At 53.4% G+C, this 26332-nt stretch carries 23 protein-coding genes; 6 read left to right on the top strand and 17 right to left on the bottom strand.

Annotated features, from left to right (window positions below; translation table 11 throughout):
• Positions 1-11 precede the first annotated feature (11 nt).
• From KJW29_RS13580 to KJW29_RS13590, 3 genes are all read right to left on the bottom strand, one after another.
• Positions 12-944 carry an ABC transporter ATP-binding protein gene (locus KJW29_RS13580; protein WP_214630161.1) on the bottom strand — a complete coding sequence of 311 codons (933 nt, stop codon included), beginning with the start codon at positions 942-944 and terminating at the stop codon, positions 12-14.
• A gap of 142 nt (positions 945-1086) precedes the next feature.
• On the bottom strand, positions 1087-1719 hold the full coding sequence (locus KJW29_RS13585) for a response regulator (RefSeq protein WP_214630162.1): 633 nt from the start codon (positions 1717-1719) through the stop codon (positions 1087-1089).
• Positions 1716-2861, bottom strand: a complete 1146-nt coding sequence (locus KJW29_RS13590) for a sensor histidine kinase (protein ID WP_214630163.1) — start codon at positions 2859-2861, stop codon at positions 1716-1718. The genes KJW29_RS13585 and KJW29_RS13590 overlap by 4 nt, the downstream gene beginning before the upstream one ends.
• Before the next feature lie 228 nt (positions 2862-3089).
• On the opposite strand from KJW29_RS13590, the gene KJW29_RS13595 reads away from it, so the two are divergent.
• The 3 genes from KJW29_RS13595 to KJW29_RS13605 all read left to right on the top strand — a co-directional run bounded on the left by KJW29_RS13595 (position 3090) and on the right by KJW29_RS13605 (position 6407).
• Complete coding sequence (locus KJW29_RS13595; RefSeq protein WP_214630164.1) at positions 3090-5198, top strand: methyl-accepting chemotaxis protein; 2109 nt, start codon at positions 3090-3092, stop codon at positions 5196-5198.
• 150 nt (positions 5199-5348) lie between these two features.
• On the top strand, positions 5349-5765 hold the full coding sequence (locus KJW29_RS13600) for a VOC family protein (RefSeq protein WP_214630165.1): 417 nt from the start codon (positions 5349-5351) through the stop codon (positions 5763-5765).
• Positions 5766-5828: 63 nt separating this feature from the next.
• Positions 5829-6407 (top strand): TetR/AcrR family transcriptional regulator, encoded by a 579-nt coding sequence (locus KJW29_RS13605; RefSeq protein ID WP_214630166.1) that lies wholly within the window; start codon positions 5829-5831, stop codon positions 6405-6407.
• Between the two features lie 42 nt (positions 6408-6449).
• On the opposite strand, the gene KJW29_RS13610 is transcribed toward KJW29_RS13605, so the two are convergent.
• The 4 genes from KJW29_RS13610 to KJW29_RS13625 all read right to left on the bottom strand — a co-directional run bounded on the left by KJW29_RS13610 (position 6450) and on the right by KJW29_RS13625 (position 10944).
• A complete protein-coding gene (locus tag KJW29_RS13610) occupies positions 6450-8162 on the bottom strand; it encodes an AraC family transcriptional regulator (protein ID WP_214630167.1) in 1713 nt (570 codons plus the stop codon).
• A 105-nt stretch (positions 8163-8267) separates the two neighbouring features.
• Positions 8268-9287: an ABC transporter substrate-binding protein gene (locus tag KJW29_RS13615; RefSeq protein ID WP_214630168.1), complete on the bottom strand. Its 1020-nt coding sequence runs from the start codon at positions 9285-9287 to the stop codon at positions 8268-8270.
• Between the two features lie 221 nt (positions 9288-9508).
• Positions 9509-10021, bottom strand: coding sequence for a hypothetical protein (locus tag KJW29_RS13620; protein ID WP_214630169.1), 513 nt, complete (start codon positions 10019-10021; stop codon positions 9509-9511).
• A gap of 77 nt (positions 10022-10098) precedes the next feature.
• Positions 10099-10944 (bottom strand): SDR family oxidoreductase, encoded by an 846-nt coding sequence (locus tag KJW29_RS13625; RefSeq protein WP_214630170.1) that lies wholly within the window; start codon positions 10942-10944, stop codon positions 10099-10101.
• A gap of 129 nt (positions 10945-11073) precedes the next feature.
• Here KJW29_RS13625 and KJW29_RS13630 point away from each other — a divergent pair, with 129 nt between their 5' ends.
• Together KJW29_RS13630 and KJW29_RS13635 are read left to right on the top strand one after the other, a co-directional pair.
• Positions 11074-11436 carry a VOC family protein gene (locus KJW29_RS13630; RefSeq protein WP_214630171.1) on the top strand — a complete coding sequence of 121 codons (363 nt, stop codon included), beginning with the start codon at positions 11074-11076 and terminating at the stop codon, positions 11434-11436.
• 35 nt (positions 11437-11471) lie between these two features.
• A complete protein-coding gene (locus tag KJW29_RS13635; protein ID WP_281426379.1) occupies positions 11472-11996 on the top strand; it encodes a winged helix-turn-helix transcriptional regulator in 525 nt (174 codons plus the stop codon).
• A 133-nt stretch (positions 11997-12129) separates the two neighbouring features.
• Here the strand turns inward: KJW29_RS13635 and KJW29_RS13640 are convergent, their stop codons facing one another.
• The 9 genes from KJW29_RS13640 to KJW29_RS13680 all read right to left on the bottom strand — a co-directional run bounded on the left by KJW29_RS13640 (position 12130) and on the right by KJW29_RS13680 (position 21381).
• Positions 12130-12675, bottom strand: a complete 546-nt coding sequence (locus tag KJW29_RS13640; RefSeq protein ID WP_108993245.1) for an NADPH-dependent FMN reductase — start codon at positions 12673-12675, stop codon at positions 12130-12132.
• A 416-nt stretch (positions 12676-13091) separates the two neighbouring features.
• Entirely contained in the window at positions 13092-13886 is a 795-nt protein-coding gene (locus KJW29_RS13645) for an SDR family NAD(P)-dependent oxidoreductase (protein ID WP_214630173.1), read from the bottom strand.
• A gap of 75 nt (positions 13887-13961) precedes the next feature.
• Positions 13962-14963, bottom strand: a complete 1002-nt coding sequence (locus KJW29_RS13650) for an AraC family transcriptional regulator (RefSeq protein ID WP_214630174.1) — start codon at positions 14961-14963, stop codon at positions 13962-13964.
• The gene (locus KJW29_RS13655; RefSeq protein WP_214630175.1) at positions 14960-16108 is read right to left on the bottom strand and encodes a HAMP domain-containing sensor histidine kinase; all 1149 of its coding nucleotides are present in this window, start codon (positions 16106-16108) and stop codon (positions 14960-14962) included. Before KJW29_RS13655 ends, KJW29_RS13650 begins: the two co-directional genes overlap by 4 nt.
• Positions 16101-16796: a response regulator transcription factor gene (locus tag KJW29_RS13660; protein ID WP_214630176.1), complete on the bottom strand. Its 696-nt coding sequence runs from the start codon at positions 16794-16796 to the stop codon at positions 16101-16103. Before KJW29_RS13660 ends, KJW29_RS13655 begins: the two co-directional genes overlap by 8 nt.
• A gap of 40 nt (positions 16797-16836) precedes the next feature.
• Positions 16837-17373, bottom strand: coding sequence for a VanZ family protein (locus KJW29_RS13665; RefSeq protein ID WP_214630177.1), 537 nt, complete (start codon positions 17371-17373; stop codon positions 16837-16839).
• Between the two features lie 195 nt (positions 17374-17568).
• Complete coding sequence (locus tag KJW29_RS13670) at positions 17569-18918, bottom strand: FAD-binding oxidoreductase (RefSeq protein WP_214630178.1); 1350 nt, start codon at positions 18916-18918, stop codon at positions 17569-17571.
• Between the two features lie 125 nt (positions 18919-19043).
• Positions 19044-19409 (bottom strand): hypothetical protein, encoded by a 366-nt coding sequence (locus KJW29_RS13675; protein WP_214630179.1) that lies wholly within the window; start codon positions 19407-19409, stop codon positions 19044-19046.
• Between the two features lie 208 nt (positions 19410-19617).
• On the bottom strand, positions 19618-21381 hold the full coding sequence (locus KJW29_RS13680) for a methyl-accepting chemotaxis protein (RefSeq protein WP_214630180.1): 1764 nt from the start codon (positions 21379-21381) through the stop codon (positions 19618-19620).
• Positions 21382-21647: 266 nt separating this feature from the next.
• Here KJW29_RS13680 and katG point away from each other — a divergent pair, with 266 nt between their 5' ends.
• Positions 21648-23834 carry a catalase/peroxidase HPI gene (katG, locus tag KJW29_RS13685; RefSeq protein ID WP_214630181.1) on the top strand — a complete coding sequence of 729 codons (2187 nt, stop codon included), beginning with the start codon at positions 21648-21650 and terminating at the stop codon, positions 23832-23834.
• 619 nt (positions 23835-24453) lie between these two features.
• Here the strand turns inward: katG and KJW29_RS13690 are convergent.
• On the bottom strand, positions 24454-26247 hold the full coding sequence (locus tag KJW29_RS13690) for a methyl-accepting chemotaxis protein (protein WP_214630182.1): 1794 nt from the start codon (positions 26245-26247) through the stop codon (positions 24454-24456).
• Positions 26248-26332: the final 85 nt, after the last annotated feature.

The raw sequence follows: 26332 nt of genomic DNA on the forward strand, positions 1-26332 counted from the left end.
TCTCTTCCCCCTCAATCCCGGAGCTTCCGGCCCGTGAGGTGGAGGAAAACATCCTCCAAGCTCGGAGAGTGGACATGCAAGTTAAGAATCTGCACCTTATGCCGATCCGCCGTTCCCACTACCTCGGACAAAATATTGGTTTGTTTGGCCACGATCAGCTTTACCCCATCTCCGGTCTCTTCCGCTTGTCTCACCGATTCAAGACTTGTAAGCTCATGGACGAAACCCGGGCTCGGAGCGCTCATCTTTACATAAAGAGTATCCTCACCGGACAGGATGCGTCCCAGTTCATTATGCGTACCGGATGCGATAATCCGTCCATGGTCCATAATGTAGACGCGGCTGCACAGCTGTTCGACCTCTTCCATATAATGGCTCGTATACAGGACGGTCGTTCCTTTCTCGCGGTTCAAGAGGCGTACCGTATCCAAAATATGATTGCGGGACTGCGGGTCGATGCCCACTGTCGGCTCATCCATAATAACGAGCTTGGGATCGTGCAGCAGCGCCGCCGCAATATTAATGCGCCGTTTCATCCCGCCCGAGAACGTCCGGATCAGTTCCTTTTGGCGCTCGCGGAGGCCTACCATCTCCAGCACCTCCTGCATCTTCGTCTCCAGCAGCTTTCCCTTGAGACCGTAGATTCGGCCAAAAAACTTCAAGTTCTCATAGGCGCTTAACTCCGCGTACAATGCGATCTCCTGAGGCACGACGCCAAGCGTCCGGCGGATCATGGCGGGATTTTTCAGCACGCTTTGCCCGTTCAGACGAACATCGCCGAAGGTCGGCTTCAACAAGGAAGCGATCATCGAGATCATCGTCGATTTGCCCGCTCCGTTCGGCCCGAGCAGCCCGACGGCCTCTCCTTCCTCCAGATAAATGCTGGCGCCGTCCACCGCCGTTTTTCCTTTAAACGTTTTGCCAAGCTCCACTGTTTCCAGCATGGGTTGCCCTCCATTTCGATCCACTAAGACTTTCTGTATCGCCTTGGTCTAATTGTAATAGAAAAAAGACAGTACGATCACTGTCTTCAGTCACTCATTGGGAAGGCAACCATGACTTCCGTCATTTTATTTGCAGCGACGCTTACACAATGCCATGACGAATCGCATAGATGGCAAGCTGCGTCCGGTCGCGGAGATCCAGCTTGTCCATGATGCCGCTGATATGGTTCTTGACCGTCCCGACGGATAGTCCGAGCTCCTCGGCAATTTCCTTATTGCTCCTTCCTTCGCCAACCAGCCTAGTGATGGCAAGCTCTCTGGGCGTAATCGACGAATCGACCGAAGGCTCCTTCGCGTCGCCGAGCAGCCTTGGGATCAGCTTCGCCGCCACATTTTCTTGCAGCGACAAACCGCCGGACAAGCAGCTGCGGATAGAGCGAACCAACGCCTCCGGCTCCGCATCCTTCAGCATGTAGCCGTGCGCTCCGCACTTCATCGCCTCAAGCGCGTATTCGTCGTCGTTAAAGGTCGTCAGCATCAGCACCTTGCAGCGAGGCCAGCGGGAACGAATGCTTCGGAGCGCCTCGAGTCCCGACATCTCCGGCATCTGGATATCGAGCACGGCCACATCGAAAACCTGCTTCTCGCACAGGGCTATCGCTTCCTTCCCGTTTCCCGCCTCCCCTGTTACGATCATCTCGGGATCCGTTTCCATCATCATTTTCAGACCTTGACGCACCATCGCTTGATCCTCGGCTATTAAAATACGTATCACTTTATCTCAACCTCCTTATCGACCAAAGTATAGGTGCCTCTAACAATAAACACTTCCGCGAATGAGGAAACCTCGAGCTGCCCGCCGGTCTCCTTGATACGTTCACGCATGCCGCGCAGCCCGAAGCCTTCGAAGAAGGCACCGCCCTGCTTCACGGGATTCGTCACCTCGAAGCGGAATACGCTCCCTCCGCCCGGCGCTTCGAAGCTGATCTTCGCTTCCCTGCCGACCCCATGCCGCATGGCGTTGGTGAGCGCCTCCTGAAGCGCCCGGTAGATCGCGATGGATTGGACCGGAACAAGCGGAGCCGTCAAAGCGCCGTCCTTGACCGTAAATTCGATGCGCATCAGGCTTTCGGCCTCCAATTTGCGCAGCAATCGAAGAATCGCGGCCAAACCTCCGCCCTCCTCTTTATTTAATGTTTTTACAGCGCTTCTCGTCTCCTCCAAACTTTCTTTGGCCAGCACCTTAAGTTCTGCCAGCATCTCCTTCGATTCCGCTTCCGCGGATAACCGGTGCATCTCGATCTGCATCATCAGCGCCGTCAGCTTATGGCCAACGGAATCATGGATTTCACGCGCCACTTGCGTTCGTTCATCCTGCCGCGCTTCCTCCTCGCTAGTCGCCAGCCTGCGCTTCATCAACCTGTATTCGCTTAACAGCGCCTCGCTTCTCGCCGTTGCTTCGTCGCGCTCCCCGATCATCGTACCGGCCAGATAGGCGACTATGCCGAACGCGATGGCGAACAGGAGCAGGAACAGCGGCGGATAACCGGGCTCCCCCACTATGGCAGGCGCGGCAGCTCCCGCCAGAGAGAAGGCCCCGACGATTACGGCATAACCCCCGGGTAACCGATAGGCAGCTTTGCCGGCCAGCAAAGCGAACACTAGAAGCGGGTAAGGATTATGGCCTTGCCCGTCGGATGGCCATAATGCAATGGCTGCAAACACGGCGGCACCGCACAGAAGCGCCGTTAACGCCGCTGGTTTTCCCCGCAATAACGGCGCCGCGAAATAGGCTGCAAGCAGCAGCGCAGAGAACAACATGCGCCTCGCCGACTCATCCCCATCGGCATTTTCCTGAAGCACTGCCAGCAATAATGCCGCGGACAAAAGAACAAACCATAACCAAAACGAACGCATTCGCCAAGTCTCCCCTGCATCTTAGTAATGCCGTTACCAAGTTCCGTTCCACAAGCATCACCAAATTATACCGAATCGAATTACGAGCGTCCAACGATCTAGGGATCGTTCTCGAATTGAACCGTTTACTTCGAAAACGTCCGTTCAACTTATAGTTCTTTAGAACTATTCACGAAATGTCGAATTATGCCGAATAATCGCCTATACATAAGGAAAGAGGTGGCCATCTTGTCAAAACTGCGCAAGCTGTCGCTGGCTATGAAATTCACGTTAGTCGTCTGGGTTATGCTGGTGCTTGTGCTCGGGTCGAATCTGTATATTAATCTGGGCGAGCTTGAGAAACAAAGCATCGAAAATGGTGAACTGGAAGCCAAAACGGCAGGGGTGCAATACGCCACGGATCTTCAAATTACGATGTCGAGCATGAACGCGACGCTGAAGTCGCTGTCCGACCTGCTCGCCATTTCGCGGGAAGACCAGTCGGTATCGCGGGAAGAAACGATCGAGCTTCTCCATCATGTTCTGGAGAGCCGGCCGGAGCTTTTTGCCATCTATACGTTATGGGAGCCGAACGCCTTCGACGGCAACGATGCCCTCAATCGGAACAAAGCGGCATATGACGATGCAACGGGCAGATTCCTTCCTTACCTTGTCAAGAAGAATGATAACATTCACTTGGAGCCGCTTGTCGATTACGACAAGCCTGGCACTGGCGATTATTATTTGATTCCGAAGGCTAGTAAAAAATTGACGTATACAGAGCCTTATGACTACCGGATCGCAGGTGAAGTGGAACAAATCATGTCGATCGTCGAACCTATCCTGGACACTGACGGGAACTTTGCCGGCATAATCGGCATCGATTTATCGCTGGAGCAGCTTCAAGAAAATGCGTTGAAATATACGCCAATGGAAGGCTACGTGTCCCTGCTCACGGACAAAGGCATCTATGCCGCCAATCCCAACGATCCTGCATCCGTAATGAAAGGCTACGGGGATAATCCTCTGAAGGCGGCGCTATGGCAGCAAGTGAAGGAAGGTTTGAGCTTAAAGGGATATACGCCGAATTCGAAGGGAGTCGACGTGTTACGCTTATTCGAGCCCATCACGCTGCCAGGCTCCGAGCAAACTTGGTATGCCGTCTCCTCCATCTCGAAGTCCGTCATTATGTCCCACTATTACGAGTCCCGCACGACAGCTCTGGCAACCGCGCTGACGGGCATACTGGTTTTGGCGCTGATCATGACGATTATGATCCGAATGATGGTAACCCGGCCGCTCAAGACATTATCCGGCAAGCTGCATCTAATGGCGCAAGGCGACCTGACCCAGCGGATGGAGATTAAATCCGGCGACGAGATCGGAGTGATGAGCGGATACTTCAACGATATGACGGAGAAGCTGCGCGACATGTTCCGATTGGTATCCGACTTGTCCATGGCTGTAGGAGCGACCTCGCAGCAGTTGACGGCTAGCGCGGAACAGACCAGCCATGCTGCCCAGAACGTAGCCGAATCGATCGGCCGAATTGCCGACGGCGCGGTCACGCAAAACGAACACGCCATCGAATCCTCGCGAATTATGGAAGAGATGACGATCGCCGCCGAACGCATCGCCGGTTCCTCCTCTTCCGTCTCGACTTCGGCTGACGATGTGACGGCACAGACGCGGACAGGCAGCGTTGCCTTGCAGGACGCCGTCTCGGAGATGGAAATCGTCGTTCGTTCCGCAGAAGAGACAGAGGCGGCTATCCGGAGACTTGAAGAGCGTTCCGTCCAGATTGGCGGCATGATCGACGCCATTACGGCAATCAGCACGCAAACCAATCTGCTCGCGTTAAACGCGGCAATCGAAGCGTCCCGCGTTGGCGAGCATGGTCGAGGCTTCGCCGTCGTCGCCGGCGAAATCCGCAAGCTTGCGGATGGAACCCGCAAGGCCGCGGACGAAGTCACGCAGCTTGTCGCGGCCGTTCGTACCGATACCGATAATGCTTCCAGAATAATGGCCGCAGGAAATGCGAATGTACAAAATAGTCTCGCCAGCATCACAAACAGTCAGCGATTATTCGGTCGTATTCTGACGGAGATGACTTCCGTCAATGTTCAGATTCAGGAAGTATCGGCGGCGGCGGAAGAACTGTCCGCAAGCACCGGGCAGATCGCGGAAAACATGAACGGACTTTCCGCGCTCGCCTCCGAAGCCGCAGCCGGTTCGCAAGGCGTTGCCGCCGCATCCGAGGAGCAACTTGCTTCCATGGAAGAAATATCGGCTTCCTCTGCTCAGCTAAGCAACATGGTCGAAGAATTGCTCGAAAGGTTGTCAAAGTTCAAAATTTAACGATTCGTCAGACCAACAAGGCGCCCGAAGCGATGTATTCGCTCGGACGCCTTGTTTATTTTGCTTTGGTAAATTTGTGTTCGCATATTTACATACATACTGTATGTATGTTAAATTAAAAATATTCCAATACTAAAGGAGACTTAAACAATGAGAGTTGCAAGCTTATATCCCGTTTTACTTACAGTAAATGTAGAGGAAACAGCGAAGTTTTACTGCGAGCACTTCGGATTCGGAATCGTGTTCGAATCCGAATGGTACGTCAGCTTGCGAATCGAGGGAACGGGTCCCGCCTTCGAGCTTGCCATTCTCGAGCCTAGTCACGGCACCATCCCGGAAGGTTTCCGCAAGTCGACGCAAGGCCTTATTTTAAATATCGAAGTCGATGATGTAGACTTGGAATACGAACGTCTCATTCGGCAAGCGGGGCTGCCGGTCGAGCTCGATATTCGGGACGAGACTTTCGGCCAGCGCCACTTTATCACGCGCGACCCCAATGGCGTCCTGATCGACATCATTACCAACATTCCTCCAGCCGAGGATTATGCGGATCACTATAAGAATTGAAGCTTCGATCCGGGAGGCGCAAAATGACAGTTTTGAATATCCCGCAAGGAGGCTTCCTAACCGATGAGAAGAACGAAGGAGCATTCGCAAGAGACGGCGGACAAGCTGCTTGACATCGCCAGAATACGGTTTACGGAAAACGGCTACGCCAAGGCGTCGCTTGAGGAAATCGTCGTCGAGGCTGGCATGACGAGAGGCGCGTTATATCATCATTACGGGAACAAGCTCGGTTTGTTCAAGGCGGTTGTGTCGGCCGTGCAAGCGGAGCTTGGCGAGAAAGTAGAGCGCGAAGCTTCGCGCAGCGATGATCCGCTTGAGCAGCTGATTCTCGGCTGCAAGGCATTTGTGGAGGCGGCTGTTTCTCCTTCCGCCCTGCGCATTCTCCTGCTGGACGGACCTGCCGTGTTAGGGTGGGAAACATGGAGGCGCTTGGACGAAGAGAACGCGATGCGGCATCTTCGCGAGCAGCTCGAGATTTTACAGGAGCACGGGTATTATTCCGGGCTTTCTCCAGCCGCCATGACCCGCTTCCTGTCCGGAGCGCTTAATGAATCCGCGTTATGGATTGCGGAGCGCCCTAACGAGCCGGAAGCGCTGGAAGAAACGATGGCCGTCATTCTGCACATGCTGAAGCGGCGTTAACCTTACGGTCTTTCCGATCGACGACCGGGTTTACCCTGTATGTTAATCTCGATATTCCTGGACGCGATCAATAAGCGATTGCAAATGCTCCAATTGACGAATGCGCGAAATCGCGTCGTACAGATTCCATCTGCTCTCCTCGACCACAATCGCGCGTCCGCGGCGCACTGCCGGAATGCTTAGCCACAGGTCGCTCCGGAGCATCTGCTCCGTTGTTTCGCGAGACGATGAATTCTCCGGCATGGGAATAAACAGTATATCGCCGGCATGTTTGGCGATATCCTGCCGGTCGATCATCAGGTAAGCATCTCCGGCAGCAATCAGCGCCTGGATCCCATCGGTAAGGGACGTCTCATCCACGTTATGCAGCAATTCTGATAAACCTAACCTTCCCATGACGAACCATTTGCGTCCGCGATGGCATATAAATACGGATGCCTTCTCTCCGTTGCTCATACCTTGCTTCCACGCGAACCTCGCATCCTCGAGAACTAGCGAATACCGATCCATAAAGCTGTCCGCTTCCTCCCCTTTTCCCAGCCACTCGCCCAGTCTCCGCAGTCTCTGCAAAAGGGAATCGTAAGAATTGTACACAATGGTAGGAGCGATAGCGCTGATCTCCCCATAGATGCGTTCATCCATATTGGACAGAATAATCAAGTCGGGTTCCAATGCCCTTGCTTTGCTTAAGCGAAAAGGAATTCCTATATCCTCGATTCCTTCCAGGCCGCCGTCCTCTTCCGACAGCCATGAGGTTCCCAGTTCATATAGATTGCTCCCCACCGGTCTGACGCCAAGCGCCAGCAAATCGCCTAATACTTCTCCGAAATACACAATGCGGCGGGGACTCAGCGGTATACGCACCTCGTGACCGGCATCATCGATAATCTTCTTGCTCCCCCTCATGGATTGCGCATATTGCCTTGGGGCAATTCCCGTGCTCAGGCGAAATCGTCTGCTGAAATAATATTCGTCCTCGAAGCCGACCTTTTTCGCAATTACCCGAAGAGGGTCTCCCGTCGTCACAAGCAGCGTCTTCGCGTGTTTTATGCGAAGCTGATTTAAGAAATCCAGCGGGGCAGATCCCGTCAGCTGCTTTATCATGGATACATATTGACTTTGCGGCATGCCGGCTTGCTCGGCCAAATGTTTGATACTTAGAGGCAGCATATAACGCTCTTCCATAAAAGCGATCGAACGTTCCGCGGACGGCAGCGCTCCTCCACTCGTTATATGCTCCGAGTTATGCGCTAGCAGCATTCCGATCAAGGTCTGGAACACGAGACGACGGTTGAGCCAATCCATCCCCGTGTTCGCGAAAAATCCGGATTCCGTCCCGCTATCGGGCTCCTGCCCCTCTTCGGCAGTCAATTGCTTGGTCAATTTGAGCCCGCGAGAATAAGGAAACAGTCTCCAATTATAATGAATCGGCCGCAGCGGCTCGCGAAAGACGCTTTCGGAATCCGCGTCTATCATTTTAAAGGTTATCTCGTAGAGAAGGACTTCCTCCCCCGAATAGTTGCTAATGTACCATCTTTGTCGAGGCGGCAAAATGAAGCAGCTTTGCTCCAGCGCCGGGATCAGACCGTCATCCGCATACAAGCTGCAGTCGCCGGAAGCAACAAGAAGCAGCGTATAGAATGAGCGGCTCCGCTCCTCCGTCACTTGATCCTCGCGAAGCATCCACCGTCGTGCTTCAAGCATATGAAAGAGCAAAGAGCGAAGCCTCTCCCCGTGAGATCTTGCTTGATCCATCCTACGTCCTCCAGACATGACATGACAATAAAATTGTTATCATTGTAGACGATCGAAAGCCGCTTATCAACCCAACGATAAGCGGCTTCGTATCACATAAACGGTTTATTCGGACTTAAGCAGCGCCTTCGGCAATTGCTGGATCAACCATTCCCGCGACAGCGCATCGCTATAGGCTTCCAGCAAACCGAACGTATACACATTGCCCTTCTTGACGGCTTCAAGGCCGCTCCACACCTGGCCCTTCTCCAATTCCTTCAACTCGTTCACGGCTTCGCCATCGACTGGCGTGAGCAAAAAGAGATGATCTCCCGCGTACTCCGGAAGCTTTTCGAAGCTGATCTCGACGAAGCCTTGTCCGCCGTCCAACGCTTCTTGCACGAGAGGCGTCGGCTTAAAGCCGCCTTCCGAGTACAAAATTTGCGACAACCCCGTGTTAGCCATGGCAAACAACCGATTGCCCGGATACATGGTAAATACCGCGGCCGTCTCGTCTTCGCCAATTCCGCCGTCCCTGATCGCTTTCCACATCGCCGCTTCTTGCGTATGGTAGGCTTCAAGCCATTGCTTGGCTTCTTCTTGCTTGCCAAGGAGCTGACCCAGCTTCGTCAGACGTTCGTCCAGCGATCCGAAGGTATCGAAAGTCACGGTAGGCGCAACCTTCGCGATCGTCCCGTATTGGGCTTCATCCGAGTTGCCGACAATGATTAGATCCGGATCCAGTTCCACGGCCTTTTCCACGTTAAACGGGAACCCGACATCCTGGGCATCCTGGAATTGCTTCTCGCTTAAGGTACCCTCGACGGAGCTCAACATCATGCCTACCGGACTAACGCCAAGCGCAGCTAGATCGCCTGTTGTCTCCCCATGGAAGATTACTCGTTGCGGTTGTGTCGGCACTTCGACCGTATGGCCGGTCCAGTCTTCGTACGATTGCGTAGCGTCTTGCGACGATCCGCCGCTCTCCGGCTTAGCGCTCTCTTGCGACGATTCGTTCCCCCCTTTATTCGCTTCTTCTACTTGACCCGTTGCGTTGTTATTGTTTTGTCCTCCGCACGCGGACAGCGCTCCGGTCGTGAGCGCGGCCGCCATCAGGATTGTCAACCATTTTCCTGCCTTTTTCATTTTGTTGCCCTCCATCTGTCTTTTCGTCTGTTTAATGGATAATGATAATCATTATCTATTAATGTATCATACGAAAATCCAAATGCACTCTCAATGGACAAATAAAATCAGGCTTGTTTTTTTGTCCATTTTTCATCTCTGCGGCTTTAAACCCCCAGTACGAGTATAAAATGTTGCCTCCAATAATCGGTAATCATTCTTAATTCAATTATAAATACGGATTATAGCTCCGTAATTTCTTGCTTGGCGTCAACAAGCAGCCTCAGCTTCTGCTCCTCGTCAATCAAGCACCCTAAGTCAATCTCCCACTTCGAAGCCTCTCTATCGAACGAGACGGAATCGATGACGGGTAATCCGTTCTCCCACTTGGTTTTGGCATAATCCAGGCTTGCGATAAGCACGCTCCTCTCCCCTTTGGGCTGCTGCTGCTGCTTTGTTTTCTTCGATAAAGATAACCCGGGATAGGAGTCTGCCTGAGCTCCCAGCTTCACTTGCAACAGGTTGCCAACTTGATTTCTGTGCAGATTGCCAACCCACACAGCGGCTCTGAACGTTCTGTTCGACTCAGGGTCTTCGTTCAACGGTTCGACGACAAGCACTCCCTGCTCGGAATGAGCTACGGCATAACCCACCAACGTTTCGGACACGGAGCCGCCGCAAGCTGCTGTCAACAGCAGTACAACGCCAAGCAGGACGACGCTCATCCAGTTTCTACAATGATTTGGTCTAACCAAATCCGGCACCCCCTCATTTTTTTGTCGCGGTCGTTCTACTACAAAGCCGCTGTATTCTCGAAAGTAATGGAATCGTTTTATCCCTTCAGCCCAACTGCCTCCATGCTCCACTTCCATAAACGTTCGGCCGATTCATCGTCTGCCGCTTTGCCCGCAAGGGCTTGAGCTTGTTTCTTGTAGAAGTATTCTCCGCTCGCATCCTTTACCTCCGGACTTAACGCCAGATGCAGCGCCGTCTCCGATCCCTGCTCCGGCGTGAGGAAAAACGGTTTGAGCAAAACATGCACGCTCTTCCCGAATCCCGTCTCTCTGCTTACTCCGATGTTGGTGGCGACCGCGCCGGGATGAAGCGAATTAACCGTCGTCGTCGTACCGGCCAACCTCTTCGCGAGCGACCTTGCGAACAGGATATTGGCAAGCTTCGATTGTCCGTAGCCCTTGGCGACATTGAATCCTTTCGTCAGATTGAAATCGTCGAAGTTCAGTCGCCCAGCCTTGTACGCGCCAGACGCCACGACGACGATCCTCCCTTGCTTCGCTGCCTTGATTCTGTCTAGCAGAAGCATCGTAAGCAAAAAATGTCCCAGATGATTGATTCCGATCATGGATTCGAAGCCGTCCTTCGTCAGCGTCCGCTTTAGACTGACGACGCCCGCATTGTTGACAAGCACGTCCAGCGCGTCGCCGCGGCTGTTAAATTCCGCGGCAAACCTGCGAATATCGGCGAAGGAACCCAGATCGCACAACATAAGCTCCGCCGCATCGCCGCCCGCCGCATCTCGTACTTTCGCCAGAGCTTCCTTGCCTCTTGCCTCGCTGCGGCATACCATCACGACGCGCATGCCCGCCTTGGCAAGCCCGATTGAAGTAGCCAGACCCATCCCCGAATTCGCGCCCGTCACCATCGCCAGCTTACGACTCATTCCGGCACCTCCGATTCTCTTAATTTCTATCTATTGTAAGCGTATTGACTTACAATCCGCAATAATCAGGACTTTACTATCGAAAATATACTTGATATGATATCGATATTAACTATTGGAGGTGCTTATATGTTCAAACCAGGGGTAACTGTATGGTACAGTGTCAAGAGCTTGGATCAAACGATTGATTTTTACAAGGAGAAGCTTGGCTTCGAAGTAAACTTCCATGATCCCGACACTGGCATGGCGATGGTCAATACGAACACGAAGGATTGTATCATTGGCTTTTCGGAGGCGGAAGAGGTCGTCCCTTCCACGTCTTCCACCGTATTCGAGGTTTATGACATCGTACATACCAGAGAGACGCTGGAGCAGCGCGGCGTCCGATTTATCGGCGATACCGAGACGGTGCCAGGCATGGCCAAGCTCGCGACGTTCGTCGATCCGGACGGGCATAATCTGATGTTATCCGAAGAGTTGGAGTCCGCCTGAACACGGAACAACGTATTCTAGGCCTGGCTCAGGAGCTGTCGGGACAATGGACCGTTCCTTTGCTGCTGGAGGTTGAGCCTAGCGGCGGCAGGTTCACTCCGCTGCAAAATCGGTTGCAGATTACGCCAGCACGGCTTAGCGACAATTTAAAGCGGATGGCTGAGCAAGGGCTGCTCCGGCATTTATCGCCGCTGGAACGACGTCACCCCGCCTTGCCTGAATATGTGTTGACCGAAAAGGGATTGCTGCTGCGGGATGCGGCCAAAGCCGTTCAATCCGCCGAAGGCCTGCTGGGATACGGACGGCTGTCGGCAAAAGCCTGGAATCTTCCGCTTCTGCTCGCTCTTCATTACGAACATACGAGGTTCCAGGACATCCGATTCGCTTTGGGCCAGGTCACGCCTCGCATGCTGTCGGGACGGCTGGACGAGCTGCAGCAGATCGGCGCGGTGGACAAGTCCATTGCGGAGCTGCCCCGTCCGGCGTATATTTACTTGCTCCATCAGGATTCGAAGCCGCCCGTCCGGCGTTTGGCAGCCGATCTATCGTCCCTCTTGTAGCTACACAGGCGACGCTATTTGCAACATCCGAGCCGCATTTCGCTGTATCTAACGAGGCTGCATTGTATCTAACGACGACAAAAAAACCGCGGAAGCTCCGCGGTTTTTCTTCTGCAATTTTATTAAAATGTCATTAAGCTCTCAGAGACTTCAAAGCTCCGCTCCATGCCACGACTTGGTCCAGCATCGCGTTGACATTAGTCAGATGCAGATCAGCCGGTTTAAAGACGGAGTAGTTTTCGAAGTCTGTGAACAGCGACAGTGTCGGATGAACGCGTACGTCAGCGACCGACAGCTCGCCCAGTATGCCGCGAAGGTGCTCTGCAGCACGCGCTCCGCCAGTGGAGCCATAGCTGACGATGCCTGCAGCTTTGTCATTCCATGCCTCGCGAGCAGAATCCACTGCGTTTTTAAGCGAGCCAGTAATGCTATGATTGTATTCCTGTACGATAAATACAAAGCCGTCCAAGCTGCTCAGCTTGGCATTCCAAGCCGCCAAACCCGGCTCTTCGCCTGTACCCTCGCCGAGGAAAGGAAGATTGTATTCTGCGATGTCCACGATTTCGTAAGAAGCGTCGCCGCGTCCATCCGCTATGCCTTTAACCCATTCTCCAACCTGTGGACTTACACGTCCTTGACGCGTGCTGCCCAGAATAATACCGATATTCAAATTCGACATTTCTTTACCTCCTGAATTTAAGTTAGTTAATAACTATATAATACTTAGTTAGTATAACTCTTTTAGTAGCAAAAGGGAAGTGTGTAATTTAAATTATCAGATTCGTAAACATGCCAAGTGTACAGGGTTCAAAAAGACTGCTGTTCCGAAGTTGGAACATCCCGTTCATTACAGTCGGTTGTTCAATCCCCTGAATATTGCCTAAGTCACACAGAAAAAAAGCCAGCCCAATATCTCGACTGACCTTCATTGTTCATAAGCATTTCTTGGCGCGTCTATACAACCGCGCCTGCCCATTAATGCTCCGTACAGCGCCAGGGCTACGGCAAAACGGCTAGCATTTTGGGAGGCAAGGCTCGTTTCGTTCCAAGAATTATAGCGAAAGTTCGGCGAAATCATATACTTTCTCCTACAATTCAAAAAATCGTTGGCACCATGCCGCCGTCCATGCGGATCGGCGAACCCCTGAATGCGGATGCATACGGACTGCAGAGGAATACAGCAAGTCTGCCGATCTCATGTGGACGTATAAATCGTTGCAGCTCGGATTGGGGCAGGCTGGACGCCATAAATTGCCGCTCCTTGGCCGCGAATGTTAAGCCCTGCTCCGAATAGAGGCCATTAACGATGCCTTCCACGTTCTCCGAAAGCGTCGGTCCAGGCAAAATACTGTTTACCGTTACCTCTGTTCCTGCCGACAGTTTCGACAAGCTTCTGGACAAGGACAGAAGCATCGTTTTGGTCATGGCATACTGGGGCATATGACCTGCCGGCATAACGGCCTCCTCGCTTCCGATAAAGATCAGCCGTCCGAAATTGTTAGCAACCATTTTAGGCAAATAAAATTTGGACAAGCCGTTCGCAGCCAAGACATTTGTACGGAAGTACCTCTCCCATACCTCGTCTTGCACGTCGGCGTAGTTCATCATTTCATATATCCCCATGTTGTTGATCAAAATATCCACATGAGGAAAAGCTTCGAACAACCGCTCCCTCTGCCCGCTATCGACCAGATCGGCCGCGGCATTGCGCGGGTTCGTATCCGGGTAACATTCCTTCAGCTCCCGGACGACATCTTCCGTTTCATCCGCATTCCGACCATTCACGTATATATGCACGCCTTCCTTGGCAAGCTCAAACGCGATCGCTTTCCCGATCCCTCTAGTGGATCCCGTTACCAACGCCGTTCTGTTCGCCAGCCCCATCTCCATATCGCATGTCTCCTTTTTTTTCGGTCTATGCAATAGGTTACCTTGTTCGAGGCGAAGGGTAACTAGCATGATGCGTCAATGTTCTTGCGAAACGCGCCAATATGCCGGCGTAACGCCCTCCCAGCCACGGAAAGCGCGATAGAACGAGTTTTGGTCCTCGTATCCGACTAGGAAGGCGACCTCCTTAATATCCAGCATATCATTCGCCAGGTAGTGCAGCGCCTGTTCATGCCTGGACTTCGACAACAGCACTTTGAAACTTGTAGCCTCTCGTACAAGACGCCGCTGGAGCGTTCGTTCGCTCATGCCCAGCTCTTTGGCGACTGTTTTCATCTCGGGTCTTCCACTTGAAAGCATACCCTTTATTATATATTTCACCGCATTGCTGATGGTGCGAACGGTATAACGCTGGTCCAATGCATGCTCCAGCGCGGGAGTCAGGATCTCCAACAACTCTTCGTTGTAAGAAAGGAAGGGACGATCCAGATCGCTCCGCCTAAGAGTCAGACGATTGTGCGCTGCCCCGGTCCGTATTCTACAGCCAAAATAAGCTTCCAACGCTTCCACGTCGCCCATGTCTTCTGTAAACTCAACGCTCTTCGCCGTTAAGTGCCGGCCTGTTCCCCGGCGTCCAAGCTCCATCAGGCATGCCAGCGTAATCCCTGCCAAGACGGGGGGCCCGCTCTTAACGGCTTGCTGCCATCCAAGCTCGATCCTGCATGTATCCCCTTCTTCATGGATAGTCAAGCTTTCGGGAGGACATAGCTGCTTATACTTGGTCATTCGTATTAGAGCATCCCGGAAGTCGCGGGCGTGATAAGTAGCTAAGACGGACGGCGGATACTTCGCCGTCTCGTAGGCTGTTGCCAGCCCAATGATTGCCTGGGCAGTATTGCCGACAAGCTCCGCGAACGCCCGCCAAATCGAATAATAATGCGAAGCGGACACCTCGGCGCCGGCAATTTCGTCCTGAGGAAGTCCCGCTTGCCGGGCAATATCCCCAAGCTGTATCCCCATTTGGCGAAGGCCTTCCCATAATCCATGCGGCACCTTCACGCGGTCAGAGGTAAACGTCATGTTCCTGGAGCGCCTCCTTTTGCAGCTGCGTGCTGATGTTTGATTTGCGCCTCCTCCGCTCCTACTGGCAGTCGCACCTGGAATTTTGTACGAATGACGTTGCTGTCCGCCGTAATCGCCCCCTGATGTTGCTTCACGATATTGCGCGCGATGAACAGGCCGAGCCCCGTGCTGCCCTCATGATAGGTTCGAGCCTTGTCGCTCGTATAGAACATGTCGAAAATATGGGGCAGATCCTCCGGCGCAATAAAGTCGCCGTAGTTCGTAATCTCGACGACAGCCTCTTCGCCGTCCAGTCGGCCATGGATGTCGATAAATTGGCCGCCGCCGCCATAATGGACGGCGTTGCTGATCAGATTCTCGAATACCCGGGCCAGAAGCTCTCCATCGCCTTGAATGACAAGCGAAGGAGCCACATCCATTCTTGCGGTCAATCCGCGGTTCTCCAGCTGTGGATAAAATTCTTCGCTCATCTGATGCAGCAGCTCGCTCAGATCCATGGGATTGCGAACGATATCGAGCTTTCCGTAGTTCATGCGCGTCACTTCGAACAATTCATCGATCAGATGCTCCAGACGCTGAGACTTCGAGTAGGCAATCATCGCATAATGTTGAATCTGCTCCTGCGGCAAGTCCCCGTTTTTTAAAATAAAGTCCAAATAACCGATCACCGAAGTGAGCGGCGTGCGAAGATCATGCGCCAAATTCAATACTAGCTGCTCCTTGCTGCTCTCGGCGGCATCCCCCCGCTCCTGCGCTTCCATCAGCTTCTCTCCTGCCAGATTAATATCACGCGCGATATCGCCGAATTCATCCGTCGAAGCAATATGGACCTTCGCATCGAACTGCCCCGCCGCAAGAGAACGAATGCCTCCGGATATGTCGTGGAAGTAACGAGCGTACCGCTTCGTCAGCAAGAAAAAAAACCAGACAGCCAGCGGGATAAAGAAGATCAGGAAGAAGTTGACGTCACCAACCTGGCGGATGAAATACCGGATCTTGGTCGACGGGTCTTCTAGCTTGGTCGTATAGTAATAAAGCTGGGAGACTCTGTAGATCGCGAAGGTGATCGCGGCCGCGAATCCCATGCTGAGTCCGAATAACAGCAGCATTCTGAACCTGAAACTTCGGAATACGTTACCCATGGAAGGAATACCCGACTCCCCATATTGTTTTGATCAGCTTGTTCTTGCTGGTATCCTCGCCCAGCTTCTTGCGCAGGGTGCGAATATGAACCATAACGGTATTATTGCCTTCGTAATAAACCTCGCCCCATACATGCCGGAAAATATGCTCCGAGCTGAACACCTTCTTGGGATGGCTGGCCAATAGATGAAGAATGTCGAATTCCTTTGGCGTTAAGTTGACGGGACATCCGTCCACGACAACCCTTCTTTCGTCCGGATGGATGACGACGCCTCCGGCCCCGACAACGGGCTTCTCGGCTGCGTCGGCCTTGCTGAACTGAAGCGATCTTCTCAAATGAGCGTTTACGCGGGCAACAAGCTCCATGGGGTTAAACGGCTTCGTCATATAATCGTCGGCCCCTTGAACGAGGCCTGTTATTTTATCGAGATCGGAGCTCTTTGCGCTCAGAAAGATGATGGGCATATGATGACGATCCCGAATATGCTTGGTTACCTCATAGCCGTCCAGCTTCGGCATCATAATATCCAGAATCGCCAGATCGATCCGATGCTTGACGACTGCCTCCACGGCAGCCTGTCCATCCGCCGCTTTGATGCAGCTGTATCCTTCCTTCGACAGATGCATCTCCACCAGATCCGCGATCTCCGTGTCGTCGTCCGCGATCAATATCGTAATGGCTTTCAATTTCTTGCCCTCCTATGGCTGCCGTTATCCATTTATTGTATCAGATTGTCCCAATCCGCGCAGCCCGCGGCTTCTCTTTATCGGTCCCCCGTCCCCTGAGCCATCCTCGGCATTGAACATACAGTCGATAGACCAAGTATCCGATCACGCCTCCGCAGGTGTTCAACAGCATATCGTCCACATCGAAAGCGCCGATGGCGAACGTCGCCTGCAGTAGCTCCAGGAACAAGCTCAGGATAAACGCATTCTTCGCCGTTGCCGCCAGGGTTCCCCCACTTCGAATCCCCAACAAGCCATGCAGCAAGCCGAACGGGGCGAAGATGGCGATATTCCCGTATACGTTAAGGAATCCATGGTTCGTTCCCGCTTCTAACGCACGCTTAATCTCATGCAAAGGAACAAGATTCCCATGCCCTATCCGATCCGCGATTCGGAAGGGATCCTGCACGCTGATCCGGAGCTGCTCTCCCAGGTACATGAGATCGATGCTGTAGCCCTTGAAGAGGACAATTTTAAATAGGGCATAGATATAGAAAGCAAAGATCACATACAGCAAGGCGATTCTTAGCTTCATCATGGATAAAACTCCTTTCCAAATAAAACGCTATAATGATAAGGGTATCGGAGAAAATTTAAATAATTGAACGGTTAGTTCTAAAAGTTTTATTAAATTGCCGTACCGCATCGTAAAGCCCTACACTGTAAAAGTTTGAAATCTTGCGTGGCTTTCTATGGAAGCAAAAAAGCAGCCCCAAAGGGCTGCTTTGCCGAGCTAATCGCGTTTGGCAGGCTTTATGCTTTGCGGATTGCGGAAGACGTTGCGGGGATCGTATTTCGCCTTGATTTGTCGCAATCTGGAATAGTTCGCCCCGTAATAGACGGGACCGGAATCCTTGATGCCCTGGTCCGGCACGTTGATGTAGGAGCCGACGATATAAGGCTGCAGCTTCCTGCGCGTCTTGCGCACGACCTCGATATTCCTAGCCGCCTCCGAAGGAACCGTCCACGAGCTGTTCCATTCCACGTAAAATGACGCGTCGCGCCAATAAAAAGCCGTCGCTTCAGGCGCTACCCGACTGACCGCCCCTCCCCAATTAAGGAAAAAGAAACCCGCGTCTTCGCCCTCCACTTGCTCAAGAAACTCCCGCATGGGTTTCAAAGCCTGGCGAGGGAACGGCTCTCTGCCGAATCCTGACGAGAATTGATTGCTATAACGCTGGGTAAGCACGGGATCCGGCGGCAGCAGGAAATTAACGGCTTGCCTGTACGGCAGAGATCGGATGAGTCTTTCCGTCGGGGTGCCTATACTCGTTATTGGACGCAGCAAACGCACCGCTTCGCATCGGGAGCCCAGGAACAGCCCCTCCATCATGACGTTGCCACCCCGCTTGGGACCGATCGTCAGCTCGCTGCCCAGTCTGGTATTGACGGACGGCGCCCAGCGCTGCCAAGCCATGAGCACCTCTTCGAACTGCTCCCATGGCCATGCGATGCGATAGACCGTTGCTCTGACCGGGGCACGGCGTACGCTGAACTTGTAACGGGTATAGATCCCGAAGTTGCCGCCGCCGCCGCCGCGGGACGCCCAGAGGAGATCGGAGTGCTGGCGTTCGTTGGCAATAATGATATCGCCGTTGGCATCGACCATCTCCAGCTCGATCAGATTGTCGCTGATGAGTCCAATCGTTCGTTGAAGCGGCCCGATGCCTCCTCCGAGCGTAATGCCGCCGATCCCCACGGTCGGACTATCGCCGAAAGGCGCGATGAAGCCTTGACGCGCAAGCGCGTTCGCGATGCGCCCCACGCGGTTGCCCGTCCCGACGACAACGGTGCCGTTCTTCTTGTCGAGCCTAATACTGTTCATATCGCTGACATCGATGACAATGCCGCCGTTGACCTGCGATAAGTTCCCTTCAAGCGCATGCCGTCCGCTTCTTGCGCGAATGGGTATATCATTTTCGCGTGCCCACCTGATTCCATTTGCTACGTCTTGCGTCCTGCGTGCAAACACAAACACCTTGGGGTATCTGTCCGTATGGGGATCCCAGTTCTTTCGCGCTTCCTCATATCCCGGCTCCCCTTGGAAAATAACGCGGCCGGTAAGCTCCGTTCTCGCCCTCACCCTTCCACTCCCTCTACAATGTAATCCATCGTGATGAACGTTACATAGTATGTAGGACAACCGTACAAGGGAATGGACAAAGTGACGGGGAACATTCGCCAATTGTTTTCGTCGGTTACAGAGACTTAAGCAGTTGCTCCGAAATCCGTGTCGCCTGCTTGCGCGCAACTGCCGGATCCCCAGGCTTCGGCAATGCCGATCGCAGCCTCAGTAATGGCACCGAACAGGATATTCGCCGGCATGTGAACGGGCTGCTTCCGAATTAAGCCAGTTTCCATGAGTTCATTCAGTAATGTCGTTACGAGACCCATGACGCTGTGTTTCTCCTTTTCTCTCCAGCTTTTCCAACCCAGTATAACCGGCGCTTCCTGCAGCATGTTTACCCGATAAGAGGGCTGCAAACAACCTTCCAAGTAGACCTCCAATGCGGTAAGCGCACGTTCCCTTGGGCCGGATACTGCTGCAATCTCCGCTCCTATCTTCTCCACCATTCTGTTCAGGCCACGCCGTTGCCATGAACCCTGTACTTCCTCACGCTTCCCTGCGAATTGTCGAGAATTCGCTCACTTACATACAAGAGGATCGACCGAAGGTTTTTGCGAAGGAGCTGGATGCGTTTCTACAGCATGCGGAACGCCAATGAGGCCGTAATAAAACGGCAGTCCGAATACGCTCATTCGGACTGCCGTTTGTTGTTTTCTACACTTTGATCTTAAGCAAAGCATGCTGCAAATGCTGCGCCATTTCGCTCATCGCTTGCGACGAACGGGTCATCCCCTGCACGGCCTCCAGCTGGGAAGCGGCCAATATCGCCACCTCTTCGGAACGATGGGCAGCCATCGCGGCAATGTCGGCGATCGTATGGGCTGCGGATGCAGCTTCCTCCGTGCTCGCGGACATCTCCTCGGAAGCTGCCGAGAGCTCCTGCGATTCTTCCGCGACGAATTGGAAGCGGTCCACAAGCGCCCTCATCGTCTCTTCCGCGTCCTGAGACAACCGCACCCCTTCCCGGATCTCGTCATTCCCGGCTGTCATACGCTCCGCAATCGTCGAAGATTCCTCTTGGATGCTAGTCAGGAGCGAAGCGATATCCGCCACGGCCGTAGCCGACGAATCCGCCAGCTTGCGGACCTCGGCCGCGACGACCGCGAATCCCATTCCGTGCTCGCCGGCTCTGGCCGCTTCTATGGACGCGTTTAAGGCCAGCAGCTTCGTCTGTTCGGCGATATCCCTAATGGATAAGAGTGCATTGACGATGGCATCGGAATGGCTCTCCAGCATATGGACGGAATCATGGGTCCCCCGAGACACCTCCTCGATTCTGGCCATCTGTCCTCTGATGCCGGCGATGGTGGACAAACCTGCCGAAGCTTTTTCCAGCGCGGAACGCGAGGCATCTGCAACAAGCAGCGACGAGCGGGATACACGCTCAACGCCGGATGTAATATCCTCCATCGAGCGGGATGTCTCCACCGTGCTTACTTGCTGGGCACGAGCGCCATCCTTCATCTGCCCCATCGCTTCATCGATCGTACGATTCATGTCCAGCAGTCCGGCGGACTGGTCGGCGAACTGCCCGCTCGTCTCCACAAGCTGCCGGGAAGTCCGATTCGCCTGGGATACGATGTCCCGGAAGATAACGTTCAGCTTGCCGGACATGTCCGCCATCGCGCGATAGGCCGCTCCGATCTCGTTTCGGGATCGGAAGTTGCTGCCTTGCAGCAGCTTCTCCGCCTCTGCCAGCCTGCCTGAAGCCATATCCTCTGCCGCCGTGACGATCACCTTAAGCGGACGCAGCGCCCGCGACAGCAGGAAGAGAATGGCCAGGATCGCGATTAGCGTCAATCCTGCAATCGCTATGAAGACAGGCACGCTGTCCCCGATAACGGAGTCCGCGATTTCCTTAACATCCGCTGCTGCCGTATCGATGCCGATTACGCCGATCACCTCTCCCGCCTCGTTCCTGACGGGAGAATAGGTTGAGATATAATCTCCGTATTCCGGATTGCTGATCATAGGAGAGGCCGCATTCTTGCCCTGCTGCAAGTTCGCTATTGCGGCGGGAGGTATATCCGTCACCTCTCCGATTGGCGAAGCGAGCTCGGAGCCCTTGGGCTGACCGTCGATTAATATGATAGGGTTGTTCTGTTCGTCAATAACGACGAAATATACATATAAAGCGCCGATCTGGGATCTGTACCGATCCAGCTCGGCCCGAAGCGTCCAATATTGTTCGTTCTCCTTCGGCTGCTGCAGGAATTGTTCATACGCAGGCGCATTCATTCCGGCGGCATAACTTTCCGCAAGCTTCATTCCGTAGCTCTGTATGGCCGACTCGCTTGCTTGTTTGGCATTGCCGATCTGGGTTACGGCCGCGGCTGTCAACAACAACAGCATGATGGCCACAATCGCCGATGCCAACCTTACGACCAATCTCCCTTTTTTTCTGTCTGCAGATTCCATGAGCGCGCATTCTCCTCAATTTCACGTTTGTTAAGATTGCATTTGACAAAGTTCGACCTAAAGACCCTGTTTTCCTGCTAGTTCGCTATACCTAGTCCTACGAAATTCAGCATCATTATCGTCCTCCTCACCTCAGTGAAAGCACAAATGGGTGAAGATTAAATGAAAGTTTGATTTCTTCATTGATATCGGACAGGAATCGTTTTATAAAGAGAGTAGAGCAATGATTCATTTGCTACTTCATGAAGAGATGAGGAGATGAACGCATGGACGGAACAGTTACTACCAGCGGAGGCAAATGTCCGGTAATGCACGGCGGCGCGACCAGTCATCAATCTAGCGGAACAACGAACAGACATTGGTGGCCGGGACAATTGAATTTGAACATCCTGCACCAGCACGATCGCAAGTCCAACCCGCTAGGCGAGGACTTTGATTATGCCGAGCAATTCAAGAGTCTGGATTTCTACGCGCTTAAGCAGGACCTTCGCGATCTGATGACGGACAGCCAGGATTGGTGGCCCGCCGACTACGGACATTATGGCCCCTTCTTTATCCGCATGGCATGGCACTCCGCAGGTACCTATCGTACAGGCGATGGCCGAGGCGGAGCTGGCTCCGGCACACAGCGTTTCGCTCCGCTTAACAGTTGGCCCGACAACGGCAACCTTGATAAAGCACGAAGGCTGTTATGGCCAATCAAACAGAAGTATGGCAATAAAATTTCTTGGGCGGACTTGTTCGCGCTGACCGGCAATGTCGCCATTGAATCCATGGGCGGAAAAACGTTCGGCTTCGGCGGCGGACGTCCCGACGTCTGGCATCCGGAAGAAGACATCTATTGGGGAGCCGAAAAGGAGTGGCTTGGCGATAACCGCTACACGGGCGACCGTGAACTCGAGAACCCGCTCGCCGCGGTACAGATGGGCCTCATCTACGTTAATCCGGAAGGCCCAAACGGCAACCCTGATCCTCTAGCGAGCGCTCGCGACATTCGCGAAACGTTTGCTCGGATGGGAATGAACGACGAAGAAACCGTCGCGTTGGTTGCGGGCGGCCATACTTTTGGCAAAGCGCATGGCGCCGGCGATGCGGCGCTGGTGGGACCGGCTCCCGAAGCGGCGCCGCTCGAAGATCAAGGACTGGGATGGATCAGCGCACATGGCAGCGGCAAAGGCCGCGACACCATTACTAGCGGCGTGGAAGGCGCCTGGACCGCTAATCCGACGCAATGGGACAACGGCTTCTTCGAGTTGTTGTTCGGCTACGAATGGGAGTTGACCAAGAGCCCGGCAGGCGCCCACCAATGGGCACCGGTAGATCCCGCCGATGAGCATCTGGCACCGGATGCCGAGGACGCCTCCATCCGCGTGAAAACGATGATGACGACGGCGGATATGGCACTCCGCATGGATCCCGCTTACGAGGCGATCTCGCGCCGTTTCTACGAGAATCCCGAGGAATTCGCGGACACCTTCGCTCGCGCATGGTTCAAGCTCATGCATCGCGACATGGGGCCACGCTCCAGATATCTGGGTCCCGAAGTGCCGGACGAGGTGCTGATTTGGCAAGATCCCGTGCCGACTGTCGATTATGTATTAACGGATGCGGATGCCGCGGAATTAAAAACCCTGATACTGGATTCCGGCTTGACCGTAGGCGAACTGGTCACGACCGCCTGGGCTTCCGCCAGCACCTACCGCGGTTCGGATATGCGCGGCGGCGCCAATGGCGCTCGCATCCGGTTATCCCCTCAGAAGGATTGGGAGGTCAACCAGCCGCTCCAGCTTGACAAGGTGCTCACGATTCTGCAAGGCATTAAGGACGACTGGGAGAAGGAGGTCAGTCTGGCCGATCTTATCGTACTGGGAGGCAGCGCAGCCGTCGAGAAGGCAGCGCGAGATGCAGGTTACGATGTATCGGTGCCATTTACTCCCGGCAGGGGCGATGCTTCGCAGGAGGAGACCGACGTTGAAGGCTTCGCCGTGCTGGAGCCCGTATCCGACGGATTCCGCAACTACCAGCAGAAACACTATGCCGTTACGGCGGAAGAATTGCTGCTTGATAAAGCGCAGCTGCTGGGCCTGACGGCGCCGGAATTGACCGTTCTCGTTGGCGGCATGCGCGTGCTTGGCACCAACTACGGAGGTACGAGGCATGGCGTGTTCACGGATACCGTAGGAACGTTGACGAACGACTTCTTCGTAAACCTGCTGGATATGAACGTCGCTTGGAAGCCCGTCGGAAGCAACACGTACGAAGGCAGAGACCGTAAGTCGGGCGAGGTCATCCGTACGGCGACACGGGCCGATCTTGTATTCGGCTCCAATTCCGTTCTGCGCGCCATAGCCGAATTGTACGCGCAAAACGACAATCGCGAGAAATTCGTGCGGGACTTTATTGCCGCTTGGGTAAAAGTGATGAACGCGGATCGATTCGATCTGGCGCAGTAATATACAAGGCTAAACGGCTGACTCCAAAGTGTACGTATGACGCTAGAATATCCACAGATACAAGCGAAAGGACCTCGGTTCCACACTTCAAAGTGGAGACCGAGGTCCTTTTTCTTGAAGAAAGGCGTTTCCAATGAGGCGGATAAAAACGCAAATTGGCTTTTAGGTGGGCAGCACCGTTAGAAAAGGCCGCAAAACTTTTCCATTGGCGTTTATAACGACTATGGAGCATGAAAAGGCTGCAAAAACATCCCATAAGCGTTTATAACGACTATGGAGCATGAAAAGGCTGCAAAACTATTCCATAGGCGTTAATAACGACTATGGAGCCTGAAGTGGCTGCAAAAACATCCCATTGGCGTTTATAACGGCTATGGAGCCTGAAAAGGCTGCAAAACTATTCCATAGGCGTTTATAACGACTATAAAATTTTCAAGAGTCTCCAGCGGGCTGCCACTTTTAAGACTCAGAGTGCGACCAGCCAATAAAGTAAAGGCCTGTGACGCTATTTGTTCCAGCATGGAATAAATAGCGTCACAGGCCAAGTTCATTTTCATTCATGGGGGTCGCCGAAAGGACATAACAGCAGTTTGAGATAGCCCCCTGTCCACGCGTACGCTTATTTGTTCCCCGTCTCTCCCGTTTTCGCTACCTTAAAGCGGTGAGCGGCTTCCTTCAATTCTGTTGCCATGACATGAAGCGCCTGCGAAGATTGCGATATGCTTTCCATCGATGCGATCTGCTCCTCCGTCGAGGCGGAGATCATCTCCGAGCTTTCGGCCGACTGGCCTGCCACGCGCTCCAGCTCCTGCAACGATGCGTAGATTTGCTCCGTGCTGGCGGACATCTCTTCGGCGGAAGCCGAGGCTTCCTGAATTTGCGCAACCACTTCCTGGGTCGCCTCCACGATCCGGGAGAAGGAGTCGCCCGTCTCCTCGATCTCAACCATGCCCTGCCGGAACTGATTGCTTCCCGTCTCCGTCGAGCTAAACGCTGCCGATATGTCGGCCTGGACATCGTTTACGAGCGTATTGATTTGCTCCGCCGAGAGACTTGACATCTCCGCCAGCTTTTTCACCTCCGCCGCCACGACCGCGAAACCTCTCCCCTGCTCTCCCGCTCTCGCCGCTTCGATAGAAGCATTTAACGATAACAGGCTTGTCTGCGAAGCAATCTCGGACATCGTCGTCACAATGCCGCTAATCTCCCTTGAACGTTCGCTTAACACGGCCATAATGCCGGAGATATCGTCTATCGCCCGTCCAGCCGTCGCCATCTTGTCGATGGAGAGATGGATGTGCCGGAATCCTTGCTCCGCCGCTTCCTTGGAACGAACCGACGTTTCGTAAGCCAAGGTTGAAGTATCCGCGATTCGCGCGATGCCAAGCGCCATCTCTTCCATGGCCTTCGAGCTTTGTTCCGTGCTGATGGCTTGCGATTCGATCCCCGTGACAATCCCTTGCGTAGATTCCGCGATTTGCCTGGATGCTTGAGTCGTCTCCGCGATAGAGGTCTGCAGCCCGTGTGACGACGCAGAGACGTTGTCCGAGCTTTGGATCACTTGTTTGACCAGCTTGCTTATGGATTGTTTCATCGTATTGAAGTCATCCGCCAATTGCCCGATCTCATCCTTGTTCCGAATGGCAAGCGGCTCCGAGGTTAAATCGCCCCCTGCAACCTTGCGCGCCTCCGCCGCTACTTTTTTGACAGGTCCCGCAATATGGTTGGAAAATAAGATGACCAGGATCGTGCCGACAATGATGCATAATACGAGAGTCGTCAACGTAGAATACAAGATTCGTGTCTGGCCTTCATTGTAATCATGGTAGTAGGACCCCGCGACGATATTCCAGTCCCACTCCGGCATGTTTATGGCGTATGTAATCTTAAGCGCTTCATGACCGTCGCCCCCAAGCGGCCAATCGTAATACGTAAATCCGCCGCCGCTTTGACCTTGCCGAATCACATCCTGTATATAATAGAAGCCGTTCGAGGTTTTTTTGTCCCATAGATTTTCGCCCTCTTGCTTGGGATGCGCGATAAGATCGCCCTTGGAGTTGACGACGTAATAATATCCGTTTTCGCCGAGGTCGATATTCTCGTTGATAGGCCTGGTGCCGTCCTCGTTTCTGCTCCCGAGCATGATGCTTTTCACTTCTTCTTGCGCCTCTTCCAGCGACAATTGTCCGTTCTCCACCATATCATTGAAGGCGGCAACGTTCTGCACCATCAGTTTCACGCTATTCGCCAGATTGTTTCGAATTAATAAATCCGTTTCGGACTTCGCATCCCTATAGGTATCGAATGCAATGATTGAACTTGGAATGATCAGCAGCAATATGCAGAATAACAACATCTTTTTGCGGATCGTCCAATTAAATTTTGTAACGTAAGCACCGCCTGTCTTGCCCATTTGTTCCAGCTCCCCCAGAGATAAATGATGTCGATCAACCCGACTTTTTTTGTATGATCGCCAATATAGTACTATATTCCTATTA

Origin of the sequence: Paenibacillus agaridevorans (genome assembly GCF_018604145.1) — a bacterium.
Lineage (GTDB): Bacteria > Bacillota > Bacilli > Paenibacillales > Paenibacillaceae > Pristimantibacillus > Pristimantibacillus agaridevorans.